This window comes from Lautropia dentalis (assembly GCF_003892345.1).
Classification (GTDB): Bacteria; Pseudomonadota; Gammaproteobacteria; order Burkholderiales; family Burkholderiaceae_E; genus Lautropia; species Lautropia dentalis.
Map to the genome: position 1 here is coordinate 276752 of NZ_RRUE01000001.1, position 20806 is coordinate 297557.

The following is a 20806-nucleotide window of genomic DNA, read 5'->3' on the forward strand; positions in this document are numbered from 1 at the left end:
CATGCAACGCAACCCACGCGACATTCAGCGCTACAACGCGTCCGAGCGGCTCAACCACTGGATCGTCGGCATCTGCTTCATCCTGCTGGCGCTTTCGGGCCTGGCCTTCTTCCATCCGGCCTTCTTCCCGCTCACGCAGCTCTTCGGCGGCGGCCCGTGGACACGGATCCTGCATCCGTACATCGGCGTCACCATGGCGTTCTTCTTCGTCATCATGGCCGCGCGTTTCTGGAAGCTCAACTACATCCAGAAGCGCGACATCGAGTGGCTGATGGACATCCGGAAGATGATCGACGGCAACGACCACGACATGCCGGAGCAGGGCAAGTACAACGGTGGCCAGAAACTGCTGTTCTGGGGGCTGGTGCTGTGCATGGCAGGCATCACCGTCTCGGGCTTCATGATCTGGCGTGCCTGGTTCAACCTGCCGGTGTTCTGGGAGCGGGTGGGCGTGCTGGTGCATGCGCTGTGCGCCTTCGGCATGTTCATGCTGATCATCATGCACGTCTATGCCGCCATCTGGACGCGCGGCACCATCCGCGCCATGTTCTACGGCACCGTCACCCGCGCCTGGGCCAAGCAGCACCATCGTGCCTGGTACCGCAAGATGACGGGCGAGAACTGAGCGGCCAGCGAAGGCCCCTGTTGCGGCGTTCCTTTCGGGGCGCCGGCGTGGGCGCTTCCCTGGCCATGCTGCGTCGTTTCCGGTGCGCAGCTCCTGAACCCGCCGTATCCACAGCATCTGCTGATGTGGTCGGCGGGTTTGCTTTGCCCGGCCCGGGTGCGTCGTTGCTGTCCGGGATGACCGCACCGGATTCAAAAGCCGGACGTGTCGTTCCCGTGCAGCCTGTGCCGGCACCGGGTTTGTGGTGATACCGGCAATGGGGCTATGATCGCGCCGGGGAAGCCATCTGCCTGCGCTGGCCGTCGAGGGGCGTCCGGGGCGGGCGCCCAGGGGCCGTCACACGGCCGGCTGTGCCGCCATCCCTTCCCCGCACCAGTCCAGGGAATCCCATGTCACAACGCATCCTCCAGCCTGGCGAGATCGAGGCCCTCGATCGCACCCAGTTCCCCCGCATCATCCTGCCGCAGCCCGACAGTCTGCTGCGCGAGCGTGCCAGCCGGCTGCACCAGCTGGCGCAGGACAATCACAGCGTCGGCCCATTTCTTGAATACCTGAAGCGGCTGGTGGATGCCCAGCGTGCCGCCGTGGCCCGCATGCCCGTCCTGCCCCAGCCCGACGAGGCCCTGATCGAGCGGGCGCAGCGCCATGCCATGCCGCTGTGGCAGCTGCCCGACGATATCGATCCGGTCTGGCAGCAGATGCTGAAGGAGATCACCGCACATTTGCTGACCGGTCCCGAGGCCGAAACCCTGTCCGACACCGAGCGGCAGGTGGCCGAAGAGGTGCAGGCCATGGACAGCACCGCACTGACCCGCATGCTGGCCCGCCTGTGGACCGATGTCGTCCTCGACGCCGAAGAGCGGGTGCGCGCGCCGCTGCTGATGGCTGCGGTACAGGTGGTGATGATGGTGCGGGCCTCGCAGCTCAACCTCAAGACGCTGCCCATCGTCGAACCGCCCACCGTCTGCCCCGTCTGCGGCAGCACGCCGCTGGCCAGCATCGTGCACGTGGGGGGGCAGGTGGAAGGGCTGCGCTACCTGCACTGTTCCGTGTGCGAAACCGAATGGCACATGGTGCGCGTCAAGTGCAGCAACTGTGCCACCACCGAAGGCATCAGCTACCGGCAGCTGGAGCCGGCCGGCGAACCTGCGCAGACGGTGGAGGAACTGAAGGCTTCACCCGTGGCGGCCAGCCGCTATTTCTCGGCCTGCATGGCCGAAGTCTGCAGCAAGTGCAACAGCTACAGCAAGGTGTTCGACCAGCGGCGCGACCCGATGCTGGAGGTGATGGCCGACGACATCAACACCCTGGTGCTCGATGCGGCCATGGGCCAGTTCGGGCACGTGCGGGCCGGTTCGCACCCGTTTCTCTTTCCGGTGGATGATGGTGATGACGCCGCCACACTGGATCCGGATGCTGGAGAAGGGGCGCCGTGAACACCGTTCTCCCTTCGGTGGACGCCCTGCTGCGCCTGCCCGGCCTGCAGCCCCTGCTGGACGAATATGGCCACACCTGCACGGCGAACGTCATCCGTACCCAGCTGGCGCAATTGCGTGAGACGTGGCGGGAAAGGCAGGAAAACGTGCCGGCATCCGTTCCGGCCACCGATGCAGAATGGGTGAACCATATCGGCACCGCCCTGCGCCAGAAAATGGCGCCGCGCCTGAAGCCCGTCTTCAATCTCACCGGTACCGTGCTGCACACCAACCTGGGGCGGGCGCTGCTGCCCGACGAGGTGGTGCAGGCGGTGATTCGTGCCCTGATCACACCGGCCAATCTGGAATTCAACCTGGACAGCGGCGGGCGTGGCGACCGCGACGATCTGGTGATGGACTGGCTGCGCGAGATCACCGGGGCCGAGGATGCCACCCTTGTGAACAACAATGCGGCCGCCGTGCTGCTGATGCTCAACAGTCTGGCGCAGCGAAAGGAAGTGGTGGTGTCGCGCGGGGAACTCGTCGAAATTGGCGGGGCCTTTCGCATTCCGGACATCATGTCGCGCGCCGGCGCAAAACTGGTGGAAATCGGCACCACCAACCGGACGCATCCGGCCGATTACGCCAACGCCATCACACCACGTACCGCCATGCTGATGAAGGTGCACACCAGCAATTATGCGGTGCAGGGCTTCACGCGCAGTGTGGCCGAGGCCGACGTGGCCCGCATGGCACATGAGGCGGGTCTGCCGTTTGCCGTGGACCTGGGCAGCGGCACGCTGGTGGACCTGTCACAGTGGGGGCTGCCGCGCGAAGCCACCGTGCAGGAAATGGTGGCGGCCGGCGCCGATCTGGTCAGCTTCAGCGGTGACAAGCTGCTGGGCGGGCCGCAGGCCGGCTTCATCGTCGGGCGGCGCGACCTCATTGCCCGCATCAAGAAAAATCCGCTCAAGCGTGCGCTGCGTGTGGGCAAGCTCACGCTGGCTGCCATCGAGCCGCTGCTGCGGATGTACCTGATGCCCGAACACCTGCCGCAGCGCCTCACCACACTGCGCCTGTTCATTCGCCCTCAAACCGACATGCGCCAGCAGGCCGAACGGCTGCTGCCGGCCTTGCAGGCCGCACTGGGCGATGACTGGACGCTGTCGGTCGAACCGATGTTCAGCCAGATCGGCAGCGGTGCGCTGCCGGTGGATGCGCTGCCCAGCTGTGGTGTGGTGATCCGCACTGCCGACGGCAAACGCAGCGGGCGCCGCCTGAAGGCGCTGGCCGCGCAGTTGCGCGCGTTGCCCCGTGCGGTGATCGGCCGCGTGGCGGACGATGCGCTGTGGCTGGATTTTCGCTGTCTGGAAGCGGGGGATGAGGCCGAATTCGTGGCGCAGTGGCTGCGCCAGCATGCGCCAGAGGAGTGAGCTTCCATGATGATCGGAACCGCCGGGCACATCGACCACGGCAAGACCTCGCTGGTCAGGGCGCTGACCGGTACCGATACCGACCGACTGCCCGAAGAGAAAAAGCGCGGCATGAGCATCGAGCTGGGCTTTGCGTTTCTGGAGGACGGGAAGGCGGGGCCTGAGCGCGATGCCAGGATATCGGGCAAGGTGCGTATCGGTTTCATCGACGTGCCCGGCCACGAAAAACTGCTGCACACCATGATTGCCGGCGCCACCGGCATCGATTTTGCGCTGCTGGTGGTGGCTGCCGACGATGGTGTGATGCCGCAGACCCGCGAGCATCTGGCCGTGCTGTCACTGCTGGGCGTGCGGCGTGGCATCGTGGCGCTGACCAAGACCGACCGGGTTGATGCCGCTCGCGTGGCCGAGGTAACGGCCGACATCAAGGCACTGCTGGCGCCCACGCCGCTGGCGGACGCACGCATCGTGCCGGTCTCGACCGTGACTGGCGCGGGGATCGATGAGCTGCGCCACTGGCTGGTGGCGGAGGCGCGGTGCATGGCCTATGGTGGAACGCCCATGCCCTGGATTCCACCTCACCCCCCAGGGATGCGCTTCACGGACAGGCGGTTCATCGCGACGCCATCGGCAGACGTGCAGCCTGTTGACGGGGAGAACACCGAAATGGGGGCCACCGAAGTGGAGGCCGCCGAAGCGGGCCCGGTGGACCTCGTGGAAGTGGACTCCGTGGGCGTGGATAACGCCGCGGTGCCGGATCCCGCGGCCGGAGAGAACGCCCACGGCTTCCGTCTGGCCATCGACCGCGCTTTTACCCTCGACGGCGTGGGCACCGTGGTGACCGGTACCGTCCATGGTGGCCAGGTGCAGGTGGGTGATGTGCTGATGCAGATGCCCGGCGGCCCCGACGGGCTGCGCGTGCGTTCGCTGCACGCCCAGAACCGCAGCACCGGTACGGCCCACACCGGCCAGCGCTGCGCCATCAACCTGGCGGGCGTGGAACGGGATGTGCTGCAGCGCGGCCACTGGGTGGCCCAGCCCGACATCGTGTCCGTGTCGGACCGGCTGGACGTGGAACTCACGCTCTGGCATGAAGAACCACGGGCGCTGCGCAGTGGCACGCGCGTGCACGTGCATCTGGGCACCACCGCCAGCCCGGCGGCCGTGGCGGTGCTGGATGGCTGCGTGTCCGTGTCCGCACCTGGCGAAGGGGTCATACCCGTAGAAGAGGCCATACCTGGCGAAGGGGGCTCGCCTGCAGAAGGGGCCATACCCATGGCCGAGGGCCATGACCGTGCCGGGCAAGGGCGGGCGGTGCATGAAGAGGCCGGCGCGGGACGAGGGGGGCATGCTGCGTCGGGCGCGGATGTGAGCGAGGCCACGGGTGTGAGCAAGGCCAAGGGGGGGAGTGAGGCCACGGGGATGCCCGTGGACACCCTGGCTCCCGGCCGGACCGGTCTGGTGCAGCTGGTGTTGCCCCAGCCACTGGCGGTCTGGCATGGTGACCGGCTGATCGTGCGCGATGCGGCCGGCCAGCGCATCATCGGCGGCGGCCGGGTGCTGACCAGTCTGGCGCCGGTGCGCTACCGTCGCACACCCCAACGGCTGGCCCTGCTGCGCGCGCTGCAGCAGCCGGCGCTGCAGGACCGGCTGGCCGGCCTGCTGGCGGTTTCGGACGAAGGCGTGGATCTGACCCAGTGGCAGCGTGTCTTTGGCCTCGCCAGCGTGGCGGTGTTCGATGCCCTGCTGGATCTCCTGTGCCACCGGCGCCTGTCCGGCACCTTCGTCATGGGCGAGGCTGCGTGGCAGCAGCTCTCGGCCACCGTGCTGCAGACGCTGGCCCACTATCACGAGACCGCCACCGAGGAAATCGGCCCCGATGCCGCCCGCCTGCGCCGGCTGGCCCGGCTGCGGCTGGACGATGCCCACTGGCGGCTGGTGCTGGACGCACTGGCCAAAGAGGGGCTCATCGCGCTCAGCGGCGCCTTCGTGCATCTGCCCGGACACGGCACCGAACTGGCCGCCCGTGACCAGGCGCTGCTGGAGCGGCTGATGCCCTCGCTGATGGAGGCCGACGTGCAGGGCGCCTGGGTGCGGGACCTGGCCGAAGCCATGGGCGAGCAGCCTGCCACGCTGCGCCCGGCCATGGCCCGTCTGGCCCGTGGTGGGTATATCTACCCCATCGTGAAGGATCTGTACATCACGGCCGCCACAGCGGCGAAACTGGCCGCCATCGTGCGGCGACTGGCGCAGGAAAATGTACCGCCGCATGCGGTGTCCGCTTCATCCACGACCACGACCCCGGGCATGTCCGGACGGCTGGAGCGTGTGCGAACGACAGGGCCAGCAGGGGAAGGCCAGCGGCCATCCCGACCTGTGCCTGGGCAGCCGGGCCATGGGCAGCCCGTCCTGACCGTGGCGGCCTTTCGCGATGCCAGTGGCCTGGGCCGCAAGCGGGCCGTGCAGGTGCTGGAGTTTTTCGACCGCATTGGCCTGTGCCGGCGCGTGGGCGATGCGCACATCCTGCGCACGGAGAGTCTGCTGTTCAGGGCGTGAGCGGGGCGTCTTGCAGGCACACATGTCGACACACCCGTCCCGGTGTGCGCTGCCATGTTCGAGCCTGCGCCGGTTGCCCTGGAGCATACGCAGGTTCCGGAACGGTGTGCCGGAAAGGCGCCGTCGCCAGTCCGAAACGTCGCTTTTTGGGGCCTGCCGGACATTCCGTGCCGGACCGGACGCCCAGCCGTGCCACAATCACGGATTCGGAGTGAATCAGGGCTGGCTGGTACCTGACACGCTCCAGCCCCTTGCCGGCGCATCGACGCAGGGGGATGCACACCACCGGAGGGAACACGATCCCGGTGGGTCGGCCGGGCTTCAAACCCGGTGGGTGGCGCCACGCGTCGCCGGGTGGGTTCGACTCCCATTTCCCTCCGCCATCCTGCCTGTCCATGCTCTGCAGGTGTCATCTGCAGGCATACCCACCGAACCGGTGTCATGGGTTGCCCCCGGCGGCGCATCATGTTCGGTCCGCCCATGCAGCGCTGCTGGATGCAGCCCGGTGCGCGGGCAGTACGGCAGATTCGGCTCAGACGTTATCATTTCATGATCGGGACAGGGATCGCGGCCTGGCCGGTAGCCTGGAGTTTTCGGTTTTTGCGGCCCGGCACCAGCCCCCGGCTTTTGCGGTCTGCTCCCGTTCGGAGCATGCTCCGTGAAACCCTGCCCAGAATGGCCCCGTGCTGCGTGCAGTCGGGCGGCGCTTCTGCTCCCCTGTACCTTTCTCGCTCACGGAACCTTTCATGGCAACCCACCGCGGCCCCGTCGGCGTCGAGGCCATCGGCGACTTCAACGCCCTCATCGACGCCCGCTCCCCTTCGGAATATGCGCTCGACCACATTCCCGGCGCCGTCAATCACCCCGTGCTGAACGACGAGGAGCGCGCACGCGTCGGCACCATCTACAAGCAGAAAAGCGCCTTCGAGGCGCGGCGCATCGGCGCGGGGCTGGTGGCCGGCAATCTGGCCCGGCACTGGGAGGCCAGCTTCATCCACAAGCCCGAGAGCTGGCGCCCGCTGGTCTACTGCTGGCGCGGCGGTCTGCGCAGTGGCTCGATGGTGACCTGGCTGCGCATGACCGGCTGGGATGCCCAGCAGCTGAAAGGGGGCTACAAGGCCTTTCGCCGCCATGTGGTGGAGCAGCTGCCACGGCTGATCGACGGCCTGCGACTGGTGGTGCTGTGCGGCCAGACCGGCACCGCTAAGACGCGCATCCTGCAGGCCATGGCACAGCAGGGCGCCCAGGTGCTGGACCTCGAAGGGCTGGCCCGCCACAAGGGCTCGATGCTGGGGGCCTGGCCCGGCCAGCCGCAGCCCTCGCAGAAGCAGTTCGAAACCGCGCTCTACACCGAGCTGCAGAAGTTCGACCTGTCAAAGCCGGTGTATACCGAAAGCGAGAGTGCGCGCATCGGTACCATCAGCGTGCCGCTGGAGCTGGTGAGCCACCTGCGCGCCAGTACCGATCTGGTGGAAATCGATGCCAGCCCCGAAGCGCGACTGGATTTTCTGCTGCGCGACTATGCCTATCTGGGTGACGACCGGGCCGGTTTTTCGGCCATTCTGGGCAAGTTCACCCAGCTGCAGGGCAAGGAAACGGTGGCCCGCTGGCAGGCGTGGGCGCAGGAGGGCAATCTGCCGGAACTCTTTGCCGAACTGATGGCACGTCATTACGACCCGCAGTACAAACGCTCGCTGGGGCGTAATTTCGGTCAGTGGGACCGGCGGCGTACGGTCACGGCAGACACGCTGTCGGAGGCGGGGATCGTGGCGCTGGCGGGGAAGGTGCTGGAAACGGTGGGGTGAGCCTGCTGCGTCAGTAGCGTTCATCCCTGTCGTCCCGGTCCCGGTAGCCTTCGGTGGGCACGCCACGGGCAATACCTCTCAGGCTGTCCAATGACGGGACGGGAGTCTGCAGCGAAGGGATGGTGGCTTGCGGTACATCTTCCTTTCTGGGGCAATGTGGTGTTTCTTCTTCCGTCAGGGCACCGGTCAACGTATTGATCAATGCCCGCAAGGCAGCCGACATCTGCCGGCGCCCCGAGTAGTAGAGATAAAAGCCGGGGAATGATGGGCACCAGTCTTCCAGCACCCGGATCAGCCGTCCGCTGGCAATCAGGGGCGCTGCATGGCTTTCTTCCGAATAGGCCAGACCAGCCCCCTGAACGGCAGCGATGAGCATCAGGCTGGCGTCGTCCAGGATCAGGTTGCCATGAACGGCAATGTTGAGATGCTCTCCATCCTTTGCAAAGGCCCAGCGGCGCAGTTCGCCACTGCCGATTCTGCGGTAGCCGATGCAGCAGTGGCTGGCCAGATCATGAGGGGTCTGTGGCGCAGGGAGGCGCGCAAAATAACCGGGTGAGCCCACCACGGCGCGGCGCATGTTCGGGGTGATGCGCACGGCGATCATCCCCGGTGCCAGACTTTCTCCCAGTCGGATACCGGCATCAAAACCTTCCTTGACGATATCGACAAAACCATTGTTGGCCGATATTTCCAGCGTGATGTCTGGGTACCGGGTACTGAAACGCCGGAAAAGCGGCAGGATCAGGTGTTCGGCGGCACTGCGTGGCATGCTGATGCGCAGCTGTCCTGCAGGTCGCTCCCGAAAGCGGTTGACCGTTTCGATGGCCATCTCGATGTCGTGCAGAGCCGGCTCCAGCGCGTCGTAGAGCTGCCGGCCGGCTTCGGTCAGTGAGACGCTGCGGGTGGTGCGGTTCAGGAGGCGCACGCCCAGCCGTGTTTCCAGTGTGCGCATGGTGTGCGACAGGGTCGTGGGCTTGAGATTCAGCTGGGCGGCGGCACGGCGGAAACTGCCCTCACGGGCTATACGGGCAAAGGCGACCAGTTCGCCCAGTTCGGAAGAGCGCATGTTCATGCGCCAAGACTATCAGAGCCATTGATGGCTTTCATGCATCTGTCCATGCGATGACAGGTGTCTTATCCTGCGCAGTCTGGATGCCTATCATGCCTATGGTCGACGGCCCAGATGAGGCCGTCTTTGCACACAGGAGTTCCTGGTATGGTCAAAAAGACATGGCTCGTCGCTGCGCTGGTATGTTCGTTGTCCTCTCCGGTTATGGTGATGGCTGCACAGAATGCTGACGTGGGCCGTTTGGCGTCACGCACTTACACCCGCCCTCCCTTGCGGGATATCGCGTTGCCCGATCATGCGCACCCAGAAGGCGTGGTGTTCGATGCGGCCGGCAATCTCTACGTGACCAGCATGGGACGCGGCGCGGTCTACCGGATCCGTCCTGGTGAAGATCGGGCCGAGCCTTTCATCGCCCCGGGCAGCGCGGGGCTGATGGGCGCCCAGGGCGGCCGAATCGACCAGGCACGTGGTTTGCTGTATGTCTGTTCCAGTCATAATGGCGCCAATCCGGATGCCGTCAGGGGGCCTTCGGCACTCAAGGCGTTTTCATTGGTAGACGGTAGCCCGCGTGGCAGCTGGGATCTGCCGGGTGGCGCCAGCGCGTATTGCAACGATATGGTGGTGCTGCCGTCGGGAGCCGTATTGGTGACCGACAGCCTGAACCCGGAAATTCTCGTATTGCGCCCCGGTAGCAAAAAGCTGGATGTCTGGCTCAGCCATCCGCGCTTTGCAGGCAAGAGCTACGCCCTGAACAACATGGCACTGGAAGCGGATGGTCGTACCCTGTACGTGGGCAAACTGGACAGTGGCGAGCTGCTGCGCATCCGCCTCACGAAGGATGAAAGGCCATCCGGTGATCCGGAGTCCATCAAATTGCCCCGACGTATCGACGATCCCGATGGCATGGCATTGGTGGCGCCGGGAAAGATGCTGATCTGTGAGGCAAGTGTGGAGGCCAACCGCGGACGCGTCAGCCTGCTGGAGATCCACGGTGACCGGGCAACTCTTGCTCCTGTTGTGGAAAACGCTGGCCTCGCAGTACCGACGGGCGTGGCCATCCGTGATGGGCAGGTCTATGTGGCAGAAAGTCAGGTGGCCCCGCTGTTTGTGCCCGAACGAAGAAAGGAGGGACTGAAACCGTTCGTGGTTCGGCGGTTTGCGCTGCCTGCCGATATTGCCGCAGAGGCCGCACACTGAGGGCAGAGGAAAGGCGGCTGCCTGTTTCCGGGCTACGCCAGCGTGATCCCCTCCGACTGCATCTTTGCCAGCAGCGCCGCCAGTTTCTTCTCGGGGTCGAGCAGCGGGTCGAGGACGTGTGCCACCATGTTCTCGGCCGATTGCCGGACAGTTGCTTCGTCCGCACTGACGGTACCGTGAAAAATGAAGGGTGGCAGAAACTTCGTGCGCACCAGGTTGGCGGTCTGCTGGATGGGCTTGAGCAGCTCGCTCATCGAATAATTGTTGTAGCCACCGGCCTGATACGAGTCTGCCGGCCCGCCGGTGGAAATGGACGACACCCATTCCTTGCCTTCCAGTGCCCGGCCTTCGGGGCCGTAGGCCCAGTTGTAGGTCAGCACATCGTCGAACCACTGCTTCATCAGTGGCGGTACCGAATACCAGAAAAACGGATGCTGGAACACCAGACGGTCATGGGCCAGCAGTGCCGCCTGTTCGGCCATCACGTCGATTTTTCCGTCCGGGTAGAGGCTGTATATCCGGCGCACGGTGACATCCGGCAAACCGTCCAGCCGCGCCACCCACCGGCGGTTGACGGTGGACCGGTCGAGCCTGGGGTGGAATACGTTGACCAGTGTCTTCATGACCCTTGACCTCCCGGTGTCGCCGGTATGTTAATGTTCGTTAAATTATACGCCGGGCAATACAGGGAGGCAGCGTCTGCATACCGTCAATATCTGTGATGACCATGATTCGCGCCGAAGCCGATTGACCTTCAGAGGCTGTGTTTTGTACAATATGTACAAAAGTTGAGGTGTCAGTCATGCGTACCATCAGTGCCAGCGAGGCGCGGCAGGGGTTTGCCGAGCTTCTGGAGTCCACCCGCGAGGGGCCCGTGTTGATCGAGCGGCAAAAGCGCGGCGTAGCCGTGGTGATGTCTGTCGAGGAGTACGACAGGCTTGTTGCGGAAAGGCGAGGGTATGGTGCGCCTGTTCCGGCCGGACACATGGTTCTCATGGAGCCCGTTCGGCAGGCGTACGGAAGTCGTCAGCCAGGGGTTTTGTCTGCAGAACGGAATCGTCCGCGCAAAAAGCGCCAGATGGGCACGCTGAAAGGCAAATTGCCTGATTTCGAGGGCTTTGATGACTGGATGGCGGATGAAATTGACGAGATGTTCAACGGAAAGGATCCATCGCCGGATTCGTCCCTTGTGGAAGAGGGTGGCAAGGACAAATGAACATCCTCTGTGATACGCACGTGCTGCTGTGGTTTCTGGATGGCCAGACCAGGCGGTTCCCTGCGGAAACACTCGGTCTTCTGATGGATGAGGGCAACACGCTGCACTACAGTGATGCCAGCATCTGGGAAATTGCCATCAAGTTCAAACAGAAGCGGCCGGATTTTCCGTATGACCCCCAACACACCGTGGATGCACTGAATGATCAGGAGTTTTTGCAGGTGCCGATCAGGCTGCGACACATCCTGGAAACCATGAAGCTGCCAGCCGTCCATGGCGATCCGTTCGATCGTCTGTTGCTGGCGCAGGCGCGTGCTGACGGCTTTCTGCTGCTGACGGCAGATCGGCGAATTCTTCAGTACCAGGATGTGCTGGTGCGGGCGGTGTGATGGCGGGCCAGTGCTCTCTGGCCCGCACCCGTATCACGGCCACTTCCGGAAGGGCCGATTCATCCATGATGCCCTGCCAGACGCAGAAAATCCATCACGTCATCCACCAGACCCTCCCGCAGGCAATCCAGCCGCATGTCCACCGGCAGCGACCGCAGCCAGGTCAGCTGCCGCTTGGCCAGCTGGCGGGTGGCGGCTACGCCGGCTTCGAAAAGTGTGTCGGGCGACCGTTCACCGTCGAGCATCTGCCACACCTGCCGGTAGCCCACGGTGCGCATGGCCGGCAGCTCGGCGTGCAGGTCGGGGCGGGCATGCAGGCGTTTCACTTCGTCGATGAAGCCATTGTCCAGCATTATCTGAAAACGCTGCGCAATGCGTGCATGCAGTACGCTGCGCTCGGATGGCTCCAGGCTGATGATGCGGATGTCCGGATGTGCCTTTGGTTTCTGCCCGGCCTGCTGCAGCGCCGATAAGGGCTGGCCGGTGATTTCGATGATTTCCAGTGCGCGCTGGATGCGCTGCGCATCGGTGGCGTGCAGGCGCTGTGCGGTGGGCGGGTCCAGTTCGGCCAGGCGTGCATGCAGAAAGGGCCAGCCGTGTTCGGCGGCTTCGGCATCCAGCCGCGCGCGGATGTCGGGGCGGGCGCCGGGCAGATCATCCATGGGGTGCAGCAGCGTGCGCGCATACAGCATGGTGCCGCCCACCAGCAGCGGCAGCCGGCCGCGCGCTTCGATGTCGCCGATCAGCTGCCACGCATCGGCGCTGAATTCTGCGGCACTGTAGCTTTCGGATGGTTCGCGGATGTCGATCAGGTGATGTGGCACCTGCGCCAGCTCATCCGCCGATGGTTTGGCCGTGCCGATATCCATGCCACGGTAGACCAGCGCAGAATCGACGCTGATGATTTCCACGGGCACCCGCCGGGCAATGTCCAGTGCCAGCGCCGTCTTGCCGGACGCGGTGGGGCCGAGGATCATCAAGGCGCGCATGATGGCTCCTTTCCCGCATGTTTCGGTGGGGGCCCACCTTTCTTCGGGCGTTGCCGGTACCGGCCATGGGGGGCCTCAGCTGCAAACCCGGAAAATACCGGTACGGCCGATGTTACTACCGGTGCAGCCGATGTGACGGGACACACCATCACTGCCCCCGCATGAACCACCGGTCCAGTTCGTCCAGCGTCAGCCGGAACCAGGTGGGGCGGCCATGGTTGCAGAAATCGGCGTCGGGGGTGGCTTCCATGTCGCGCAGCAGGGCGTTCATTTCGGGCAGCGTCAGCGCGCGGTTGGCGCGCACCGAACCGTGGCAGGCCATGGTGGACAGCATCCGGTCCAGCCGTTTTTCCAGCGCATTGTGCTGGGCGGGTGCCTGCCAGGCGGCCAGTACCTCGCGGGCCAGCCGTTCCGGGTCGGCGCGCGAGAGCAGGGCGGGCACGCTGGTCACAGCCAGGGTGTCGGGGCCGCGCACTTCCAGTTCGATGCCCAGATCGCCCAACGAATCGGCATCGTCCGTGACGGTGGCCACGTCCAGTTCGGTGCCCTGAAACACGGCCGGAATCAGCAGTGGCTGGCGGGCCAGATGGTGCTCGCGGTGGGCTTTTTTCAGGCGCTCCAGCGTGATGCGCTCGTGCGCCGCGTGCATGTCGACGATGATCAGACCATCGACCGTCTGCGACAGGATGTAGATGCCGTGCAGCTGGGCCAGCGCGAAGCCCATGCGCGGGGTGTCGGCCAGCGGGGTTCTGGCTGGGGGATGGCCATTCAGGGAAGCGCTGCCCGGTGATGCAGCGACACGCTGACCGTCTTCGTGCTGTGCGGCGATACCGGTCAGGGGCGTGCCATCCGGAGCGTCCTCCGCAGGGATGGCCGGGCCGCCCTGCCAGCTGGGGCGCGCTTCGGATACGTGAGGAATACCCGTTTCGGTGCCTGTCGCTGTACGGGCCGCCGTTCCGGCAGCGGCAGCAGATCCCGCGCTGACGGCAGCATCGCCAGAGGCTGGGTAAAGGTTGTCGGAAGCCGTGGCTGTCGTGTCGGCAGGGAGACCGGTACCGTCATGTGTCCCGCTTGCCGGGGTGCGGGAACCGGACGGGTCAGGACCGTCATGCCGGGATGCGGGCAGATGCGTGTCGTCCAGCACATGCAGGCTGGCCTGCTGCCAGTGGGCTTCCAGACCCGGCGGCGGACTGGCTTTATCGTCATGCTGTGTTGTCGAAGGGCGTGGGCTGGCCCCGCCGTCATGTCCCGATTCCGATGCTGACGGGGACGGGGCGGCTTGCGCATTGCGTCCCGGCGCAGAAGAAGACGGTGCGGCCTGGGTATCGTGCCCCGGTGCCTGAAACGCCAGACTGGCGCGGTTGGCGGCCGTGTCGTACTGGCCGGCGCCCGGGCGGTATGTGCCCGGATGATGCCCCTGCCTGGACGGGCCACTGCCTGTTGCCGGTGAACCCGTCCGGCCGGTGTCCGGCGTGAAGGGTTGGTGGCCCGGCCGGGTACGCACGGTGTGCCGGTCGGTCGTGAAACCGCTGACACTGTGATGGTCTGTGCCGTCTGCGCGGGAGCTTCCTGCATCCATGACGTCTGGCGCATGCGTGACCCCCGCAGCACCTGTGCCGCCCAGGGGGCCGGGTCTTTCCCTGCTGCCCGGCGCCCCTGCCAGCGAGATCGTCCGGCTGGCGCTGCCCTGTCCCGGCCGGGGCAGCGCGGTGCCCAGGGCATTTTCCACCGCATGGAACACCAGATGCCGCACGGCCGCCGGGTCGCGAAAGCGCACCTCGGTCTTGGCCGGGTGCACGTTGGCATCGACCAGTGTCGGGTCGATGGTCAGGAACAGCGCGAATACCGGATAGCGTTCGCCGTGCAGGCGGTCGCGGTAGGCCTGGCGGATGGCCTGCGCCAGCATGCGGTCACGCACGAAGCGGCCGTTGACGAACAGGTACTGCCGGTCCGAACGGGCACGGGCGGCATCGGGCGTACCCAGCAGACCCTCCAGCGTCAGCGGGCCGGCCTGGGCGGAGACGGGCAGCAGCCGGTTGCCGCCGGCGCCGCCATCGCCCACCAGGGTCTCGATGCGCTGGCGTGGTGTGGTGGCGGGCCAGCGGCGGATTTCCTTGCCGTCCTGGTGCACGACGAACTGCACGTCCGGGTGCGAGAGCGCAATGCGGCGGATCACGTCCAGGCAGTAGGCGGCTTCGGTGGTCGGTGACTTCAGAAACTTGCGCCGGGCCGGGGTGGCCGAGAACAGGTCGATCACCTCGATGACGGTGCCGGGCGGGACGGCGGCCGGTTCGGCCGGCGGGGCTTCCCGGCCGGGCTGCACGTCCACCTTCCAGCCGTGTTCGGCGGAGGCCGGGCGGCTGGCCAGGGTCAGGCGCGAGACGGCCGCCATCGAGGCCAGCGCCTCGCCCCGGAAGCCCAGCGAGGTGACGCGTTCCAGATCGGCCAGCGAGGCGATCTTGCTGGTGGCGTGGCGGGTGAGGGCCAGCGGCAGCTGTTCGCGGGCGATGCCGCGGCCGTTGTCGATGATCTGCAGGCGGCGCAGGCCGCCTTCCTCGATGCGGATCTCGATCTGGGTGGCGCCGGCGTCCAGGGCGTTTTCCAGCAGTTCCTTGATGGCCGAGGCCGGCCGCTCGATCACCTCACCGGCCGCAATCTGGCTGATCAGGATGTCGGGCAGTACGGCAATGGGGCGCGATGCGGCGGTATCCGTGGCGGCTGGCAGGGAAAACTGGCTGGCGGAGTCGGTCATGGCCAACAGGTGGGGCAGGCGGGTGGGAAGATGGGCATCCATTATAGGGAGTGCATTTGCCCGCCGGCGCCACACTGCGATTGCAGCAGCCGGCAATCCCCTCGGGTAAACTGTGTGCCCCTGTCTCCTCCCGTTTGTTTTCATCCATGGACTTCTCCAGCCTGCTCGACATCTTCCTGCACCTCGACAAGCACCTCGAAATGGTGGTGCAGAACTATGGCGTCTGGGTGTACGCGCTGATGTTTGCCATCATCTTCGTCGAAACCGGGCTGGTGGTGATGCCCTTCCTGCCGGGAGATTCGCTGCTGTTCGTGGCCGGCGCCATTGCCGCGGTGGGCGGGCTGGACCTGCTGGGCGTCATGGCGCTGCTGACGGTGGCGGCCGTGCTGGGCGACGCGCTCAACTATTCCATCGGCCGCTACATCGGGCCGAAGGTGTTCCAGTGGGAGGACAGCCGCTTCTTCAACCGCGAGGCTTTCGACCGCACCCATGCTTTCTACGAGAAGCATGGCGGCATCACCATCATCGTGGCGCGCTTCATGCCCTTCATTCGCACCTTTGCCCCCTTCGTGGCCGGGGTGGCGCAGATGAGCTATCCGCGCTTTGCCATGTTCAACGTGGTGGGCGGCATGCTGTGGGTCTGCGGCCTGTCCGGGCTGGGCTATCTCATCGGCAACAACGACTGGGTCAAGGCCCACTTCTCGTGGGTGACGCTGGCGATGATCATCATTCCGGGCCTGCCGGCCGTGTTCGAGGTGGTGCGGCACTTCATCAACAGGCGCAGAAAGGCCGCCTGAACGCCTGGACCCCGGCCGGGTGGGCTGCCACAGGCTGCCGGGGGGTCGGCGCTGCCTGTGGCAGGATCAGCCCGGTGCCCGCAGCGTCCAGACCTTGATGTCGGCCGGCATGCGTTGCAGGATCGGGTTGAGGATCGTCAGTATGGCGGCAATCAGGGCAGCCTTGGCGGCGGACATGTTGCGGTCGTAGCGGATGCGGGCGTACAGCCCGCTGGTGCTGATCGAGGGCAGGGTGGAGGTCTTCTCCAGCATCAGTCCGGCACGCTGGCCGATGGCGCGGATGCTGTCGTCATCGAAATAATGGACGTGCGGCGACGGAAAGCCCTTTTGCCACATCCGCTCGAAGCTGCCGCGCATGCCCAGGCGGTTCATCAGTTTCGAGATGCGATAGAGCACGCCGGTTCTGGCCGGTGAATTGACGAGAATGCGCCCGCCTGGCTTCAGGTGCTGCACGCAGGCATCAAAGGCTGCGTTGACGTTGGGGATGTGTTCCATCACGTCGTTGAAGCTGATGACGTCAAAGCGCTCGTTGGCCTCGAGCACGTCGGGAAAGAAGCCCCTGCGGACCTGCACGCCCTGGGCTGTGGCCATCTCGGCAACCCGGGCATCGGGTTCGATGCCAAGCCCGGTGAAGTGTGGCGAGGTGGCCTTCAGGAACCAGCCATGTCCACACCCCACGTCCAGCAGGGTGGGGGATGTGCCGGCCGGCGGGTTCAGGGTTTTATCCAGTTCGGCGGCCAGCATGCGGAAGTTGCTCTGACGAAGGTCGCTGAGACCTTCTTCGCGCAGCGTTTCATCGAGCACTTCGCGGTCGCCATGCACGTCGATGTCGACCAGCAGCGAGCTGCCTTCGTAGGAACAGGCACTGCAGACCAGGTGCCACGGGTACAGGCCGGTTTGCAGGCGATTCTGGCAGGCAGGGCATGACTGGGATGCAGGGGCGTTCATGGCGGGAGACTCGGTGAGGGGCAGATTTGACGGACGGGGTTTTCTGGACGAACGTCGCCAGAAAATTTGTATGCGTACCATCATCCGTGTGGTGCGGCCGTATTCTTGCACCCGTCTGTACCAGAAGGAGGGGGCTGTGGTTTGCTGAGCCACAAAACTTCACGATCCGTGTCGTCAGGGCGCGTTTTTGCAGGCACTTCCCGTGGGCTCACCGCTCCGGTCGCTGGCCAGGCACAAAAAAGCCTGCCGAAGCAGGCTCGAGTCAGAATGATCAGGCTGCATTCGGCAGGCTTTGGGCGCCCGGAGGCTCAGCAGGCCCTGGCGGTGTCGAGCAGATCTTGCCGGGCGGGCACCACAGGCAGTCGGGATGACGTCCGGCACTGTCCGTGTCAGGGGACTGGGCGCCATCCACACGCATGTTCCAGCCGGGATGATGCCCGGCACTGCCCGTGGCAGGGGCTGGCTGCTTACCGGCCCGGGTAGTACCGGATGTCGATGCCGGCGGCGTAGGCGTTGGCCGATTTGCCGGCACCGGCATCGGTGCTGGCGCGGAAGCGGCCGCTGGGCATGAACACGCCGGCGTAGGCCTGTACCTTCCAGGCCGGACCGGGTGTCCAGCCCCAGACCAGATCGAAGCCGTTGCCCAGGGTGCGGCGGTTCTGCAGGTCGGCCTCCGGGTTCAGGGCCGTCTTGCTCAGCGCCCCCAGCTTGTCCTGGCGGTAGTGGTGATAGACCAGATCCAGCGAGCTGTCCTTCATGGGGGCAATGCCCACGGCGGCCGTCAGCACGTGGATGTTGGTCAGCGCCGGGTTCAGCACCGTGCCGTAGGTCTTGAAGTCGTACACGGCGCCCATTTCGGACTTGTTGGTCTGCATGCCGGTCTGGTGGTGGCTGTTGTCGGTGCCCTTGCCGTCATCACCACTGCCCCAGGCGTAGCCCAGCGTGGCGCGCGGGTTCCAGCGGCTGCTGCTGTCGACGAACAGGGTGGCGCCCACGTCGATGGCCTCGCCACGCACGCGCCGGTCGTTCTGGTGGCCGCTCACGTAGCTGGCCAGGGCCCAGTGCTGCATGCCCTCGGAGGGGGTGTTGATCGAGCCACCGATCAGGTGGGTCAGGTGCATGCCCTCCTTCTTGTCATTGACCTGCCGCAAGCCCTTCAGGATCAGCTGGTGATCCTTGTTGAGCCGGTAGGTGCCCATGGCGGCCGCCAGTTTGTCACCCTTTTCGTGCGGGGCGTTGTGGTTGAACAGGTCGTGCCGCCAGACATCGTACTGGGCGACGAAGGCATCGACCAGCCAGGGACCGCGTTCGACGGTGACGTTGAGACCGTCGAAGTCGGTGTCGAAGAACCAGGTGCGCTCGTCATCGGTGCTCCAGCGGCCCAGACGTGCGCGCGTGCCGTACTCCTTGAACTGGGCCTCGGCGTAGAGCTGGGGCAGGTACAGCATGGTGTCGTTTTCCTGCGGGTTGCCGTCGGCTCGCCACAGGCTGACGTAGGGTTCGATGTCGAACACGAAGCCCCAGTGATCGTCGTGCTGGTAGCGGGTGACCAGCCGGGCCTCCGGCATGCCCAGCGACTGGCTGCTGATGTTGTTCTTGCGCAGCTTGAGGTTCTTCTGGATGTCCTGCTGGTACATGATCCGCGAGATGAAGTGCCAGCCCGGCTTCTGCCACCGGATGGCATCCTTCGCCTGGGCACTGCCCAGCAGGGAGGCGCCCAGCATCAGGGCGACCAGCGGACCTGCGGCCCGGCGGAAGGGGGTTGCCGGTGCGTCCTGGCTGTGTGGCGGGCGGAGCATGGTGTTCATGCAGGGTCTCCTGGGAAGGTCGGTTGGTTGTCGGGTTGTAACGGGTATGTCCGGTGCAGCAGAACATGTTGCGTGTTGCAAGGCACGTATTATCAGGTACTTCGGTCCCTGAACAGGCCCGCAGACGTATCAGGGTTTTCCTGAATGGGGCGGACCGGGGCCGCATGGTCCCCAGCGCGTGTGGTGGACGCCTTCATCCCCGTGCACCCCCCTCTTTGGGTGTGCGTGTCCCGACACAGAAAAGCCTGCCAGCCTCCGGAGCGGAGGGTGGACAGGCTTTCGTGTCGCGCCCGGGCAGACTGCATGGGCGCTGCTGCGCGCCGGCAGCTGCGGGGGCAGGCGGTGGTGACTGGTGCCCTGGGACTTTCGGCGCGCGGGCTGGTTACTTCCTGCCGGGGTAGTACTTGACCTCGAAGCCGGCGGCCCAGGCATTGGACGACTTGCCGGCGCCGTCGCGGCTGCTGGCGCGGAAGCGCCCGCTGGGCATGAACATGCCGGTGTAGGCCTGGATCTTCCATTCCTTCGTCGGTTTCCAGCCCCAGACCAGGTCGATGCCGTTGCCCAGGGTGCGGCGGTCCTGCAGGTCGGCGCGCGGGCGCAGGTCGGTGCGGGTCAGTTCGGTGGTCTTGTCCTGGCGGTAGTGGTGGAAGACCAGGTCCAGCGAGCTTTTCTTCATCGGGGTGATGCCGACGCCGGCGGTGAGCACGTGGATGTTCGACAGTTGCGGGTCCAGCACCGTGCCGTAGGTCTTGAAGTCGATTTCGGCGCCCATGTAGGACTTGTTGCTCTGCCAGCCGGTCTGGTGATGGCTGGTGTCCACGCCTTCGCCGTCATCGCCGCTGCCCCAGGCGTAGCCGAGGGTGGCACGCGGGCTCCAGCCGCTGCGGTCGTCGAGGAATAGGGTGGCGCCCAGGTCGATGGCCTCACCGCGCACGCGACGGCCCTTTTCCTTGCCGCTCACGTAGCTGGCCATGGCCCAGTGCTGCAGGTGCGGGTCGCCCTCGTTGAGGGAACCGCCGGCCACGTGGGTCAGGCGCAGGTCGTCGTTGTCTTCCTCCTGGTGCAGACCCTTGAGGATGATCTTGTGGTCTTCGGTCATCCACCAGGTACCCAGAGCACCGACGACATCGGCACCTTTTTCGTGTTTGGTGTGGCGGTTGAACAGGTCACTGCGCCAGTTGCTGTAGCGGGCCACGAAGGTGTCCAGCTGGTAAGGGCCGTAATCGAGGGTGGCGTTGAGGCCGTCGAACTGGGTGTCGAAGAACCAGGTGCGTTCGTCATCGATGCTCCAGCGGCCCAGGCGCGCGCGGGCGCCGTATTCCTGCAGCTGGGCTTCTGCGAAGAGCTGCGTGACCTCCAGCCGGGTCTGACGGTCGGTGGGTGAGCCGGTCTCGCGCTCGATGCTTTCGTACAGTTCGAAGTCACCGACGAAGCCCCAGCGGCTGTCGTGCTGGTAGCGGGACACGAGCCGGAATTCCGGAACCGTGTCCGATTTGGTGCGTTCGCCGCTGCCGCGCAGATCGCGGTTCTTCAGCCGGTCATATTCCAGGGAGATCCGGGGCAGGAAGTCCCAGCCGGGTTTCTGCCACTTGATGGGGGCTCCGGCCTGGGCGTTGCCCAGCAGGGCAGTGCCCAGCAGCAGGGCGGCCAGCGGGCGCAGGGCCGGCCGGCAGAATGTGGCTGGCCGAACGGAAGTGGCTGGCCAGCAGGAGCTGGCTGGCTGGCTGGAAGGGGCTGGCGCGCCCGGTCTGTGCGGGGAATGGGGGTTCTGGTTCATGCTGCGTCTCCTGTCGTGGGTGGTCTGGGG

16 protein-coding genes and 1 tRNA gene are annotated in these 20806 nt (G+C 65.5%); 10 read left to right on the top strand and 7 right to left on the bottom strand.

Going from position 1 to position 20806, the window contains the following annotated elements; all coding sequences use genetic code 11:
- Position 1 precedes the first annotated feature (1 nt).
- From EHV23_RS01050 to mnmH, 6 genes are all read left to right on the top strand, one after another.
- Positions 2–625: a formate dehydrogenase subunit gamma gene (locus tag EHV23_RS01050; RefSeq protein WP_125094333.1), complete on the top strand. Its 624-nt coding sequence runs from the start codon at positions 2–4 to the stop codon at positions 623–625.
- A gap of 389 nt (positions 626–1014) precedes the next feature.
- Complete coding sequence (gene fdhE, locus EHV23_RS01055) at positions 1015–2061, top strand: formate dehydrogenase accessory protein FdhE (protein WP_125094334.1); 1047 nt, start codon at positions 1015–1017, stop codon at positions 2059–2061.
- A complete protein-coding gene (selA, locus tag EHV23_RS01060; RefSeq protein WP_125094335.1) occupies positions 2058–3473 on the top strand; it encodes an L-seryl-tRNA(Sec) selenium transferase in 1416 nt (471 codons plus the stop codon). The genes fdhE and selA overlap by 4 nt, the downstream gene beginning before the upstream one ends.
- A gap of 6 nt (positions 3474–3479) precedes the next feature.
- Positions 3480–6029: a selenocysteine-specific translation elongation factor gene (selB, locus tag EHV23_RS15775; protein WP_238990220.1), complete on the top strand. Its 2550-nt coding sequence runs from the start codon at positions 3480–3482 to the stop codon at positions 6027–6029.
- Positions 6030–6316: 287 nt separating this feature from the next.
- A tRNA-Sec gene (locus EHV23_RS01075) sits at positions 6317–6412 on the top strand.
- A gap of 363 nt (positions 6413–6775) precedes the next feature.
- Positions 6776–7834 (top strand): tRNA 2-selenouridine(34) synthase MnmH, encoded by a 1059-nt coding sequence (mnmH, locus tag EHV23_RS01080; RefSeq protein ID WP_125094336.1) that lies wholly within the window; start codon positions 6776–6778, stop codon positions 7832–7834.
- A gap of 10 nt (positions 7835–7844) precedes the next feature.
- On the opposite strand, the gene EHV23_RS01085 is transcribed toward mnmH, so the two are convergent.
- Entirely contained in the window at positions 7845–8906 is a 1062-nt protein-coding gene (locus EHV23_RS01085) for a LysR family transcriptional regulator (protein WP_238990221.1), read from the bottom strand.
- A 144-nt stretch (positions 8907–9050) separates the two neighbouring features.
- Between EHV23_RS01085 and EHV23_RS01090 the strand changes: the two genes are divergently transcribed.
- Positions 9051–10100 (top strand): SMP-30/gluconolactonase/LRE family protein, encoded by a 1050-nt coding sequence (locus tag EHV23_RS01090; protein ID WP_158615766.1) that lies wholly within the window; start codon positions 9051–9053, stop codon positions 10098–10100.
- A 32-nt stretch (positions 10101–10132) separates the two neighbouring features.
- Here EHV23_RS01090 and EHV23_RS01095 read toward each other — a convergent pair whose 3' ends face one another.
- Positions 10133–10723 (bottom strand): NAD(P)H-dependent oxidoreductase, encoded by a 591-nt coding sequence (locus tag EHV23_RS01095; RefSeq protein ID WP_125094338.1) that lies wholly within the window; start codon positions 10721–10723, stop codon positions 10133–10135.
- Between the two features lie 179 nt (positions 10724–10902).
- On the opposite strand from EHV23_RS01095, the gene EHV23_RS01100 reads away from it, so the two are divergent.
- Both EHV23_RS01100 and EHV23_RS01105 read left to right on the top strand, forming a co-directional pair.
- Complete coding sequence (locus EHV23_RS01100) at positions 10903–11316, top strand: type II toxin-antitoxin system Phd/YefM family antitoxin (protein WP_125094339.1); 414 nt, start codon at positions 10903–10905, stop codon at positions 11314–11316.
- Entirely contained in the window at positions 11313–11705 is a 393-nt protein-coding gene (locus EHV23_RS01105; protein WP_125094340.1) for a type II toxin-antitoxin system VapC family toxin, read from the top strand. Before EHV23_RS01100 ends, EHV23_RS01105 begins: the two co-directional genes overlap by 4 nt.
- 59 nt (positions 11706–11764) lie before the next feature.
- Here the strand turns inward: EHV23_RS01105 and miaA are convergent, their stop codons facing one another.
- Together miaA and mutL are read right to left on the bottom strand one after the other, a co-directional pair.
- Entirely contained in the window at positions 11765–12694 is a 930-nt protein-coding gene (gene miaA / locus EHV23_RS01110) for a tRNA (adenosine(37)-N6)-dimethylallyltransferase MiaA (protein WP_125094341.1), read from the bottom strand.
- 148 nt (positions 12695–12842) lie between these two features.
- Positions 12843–15488 carry a DNA mismatch repair endonuclease MutL gene (gene mutL / locus EHV23_RS01115; RefSeq protein ID WP_158615768.1) on the bottom strand — a complete coding sequence of 882 codons (2646 nt, stop codon included), beginning with the start codon at positions 15486–15488 and terminating at the stop codon, positions 12843–12845.
- A gap of 104 nt (positions 15489–15592) precedes the next feature.
- Between mutL and EHV23_RS01120 the strand changes: the two genes are divergently transcribed.
- Positions 15593–16243 carry a DedA family protein gene (locus EHV23_RS01120; protein WP_125094343.1) on the top strand — a complete coding sequence of 217 codons (651 nt, stop codon included), beginning with the start codon at positions 15593–15595 and terminating at the stop codon, positions 16241–16243.
- 66 nt (positions 16244–16309) lie between these two features.
- Here the strand turns inward: EHV23_RS01120 and EHV23_RS01125 are convergent, their stop codons facing one another.
- From EHV23_RS01125 to EHV23_RS01135, 3 genes are all read right to left on the bottom strand, one after another.
- Positions 16310–17191 (bottom strand): class I SAM-dependent methyltransferase, encoded by an 882-nt coding sequence (locus EHV23_RS01125; RefSeq protein ID WP_158615769.1) that lies wholly within the window; start codon positions 17189–17191, stop codon positions 16310–16312.
- A 467-nt stretch (positions 17192–17658) separates the two neighbouring features.
- A complete protein-coding gene (locus EHV23_RS01130; RefSeq protein ID WP_125094345.1) occupies positions 17659–18999 on the bottom strand; it encodes an alginate export family protein in 1341 nt (446 codons plus the stop codon).
- 382 nt (positions 19000–19381) lie between these two features.
- Positions 19382–20776, bottom strand: a complete 1395-nt coding sequence (locus tag EHV23_RS01135; protein ID WP_158615770.1) for an alginate export family protein — start codon at positions 20774–20776, stop codon at positions 19382–19384.
- Positions 20777–20806 lie beyond the last annotated feature (30 nt).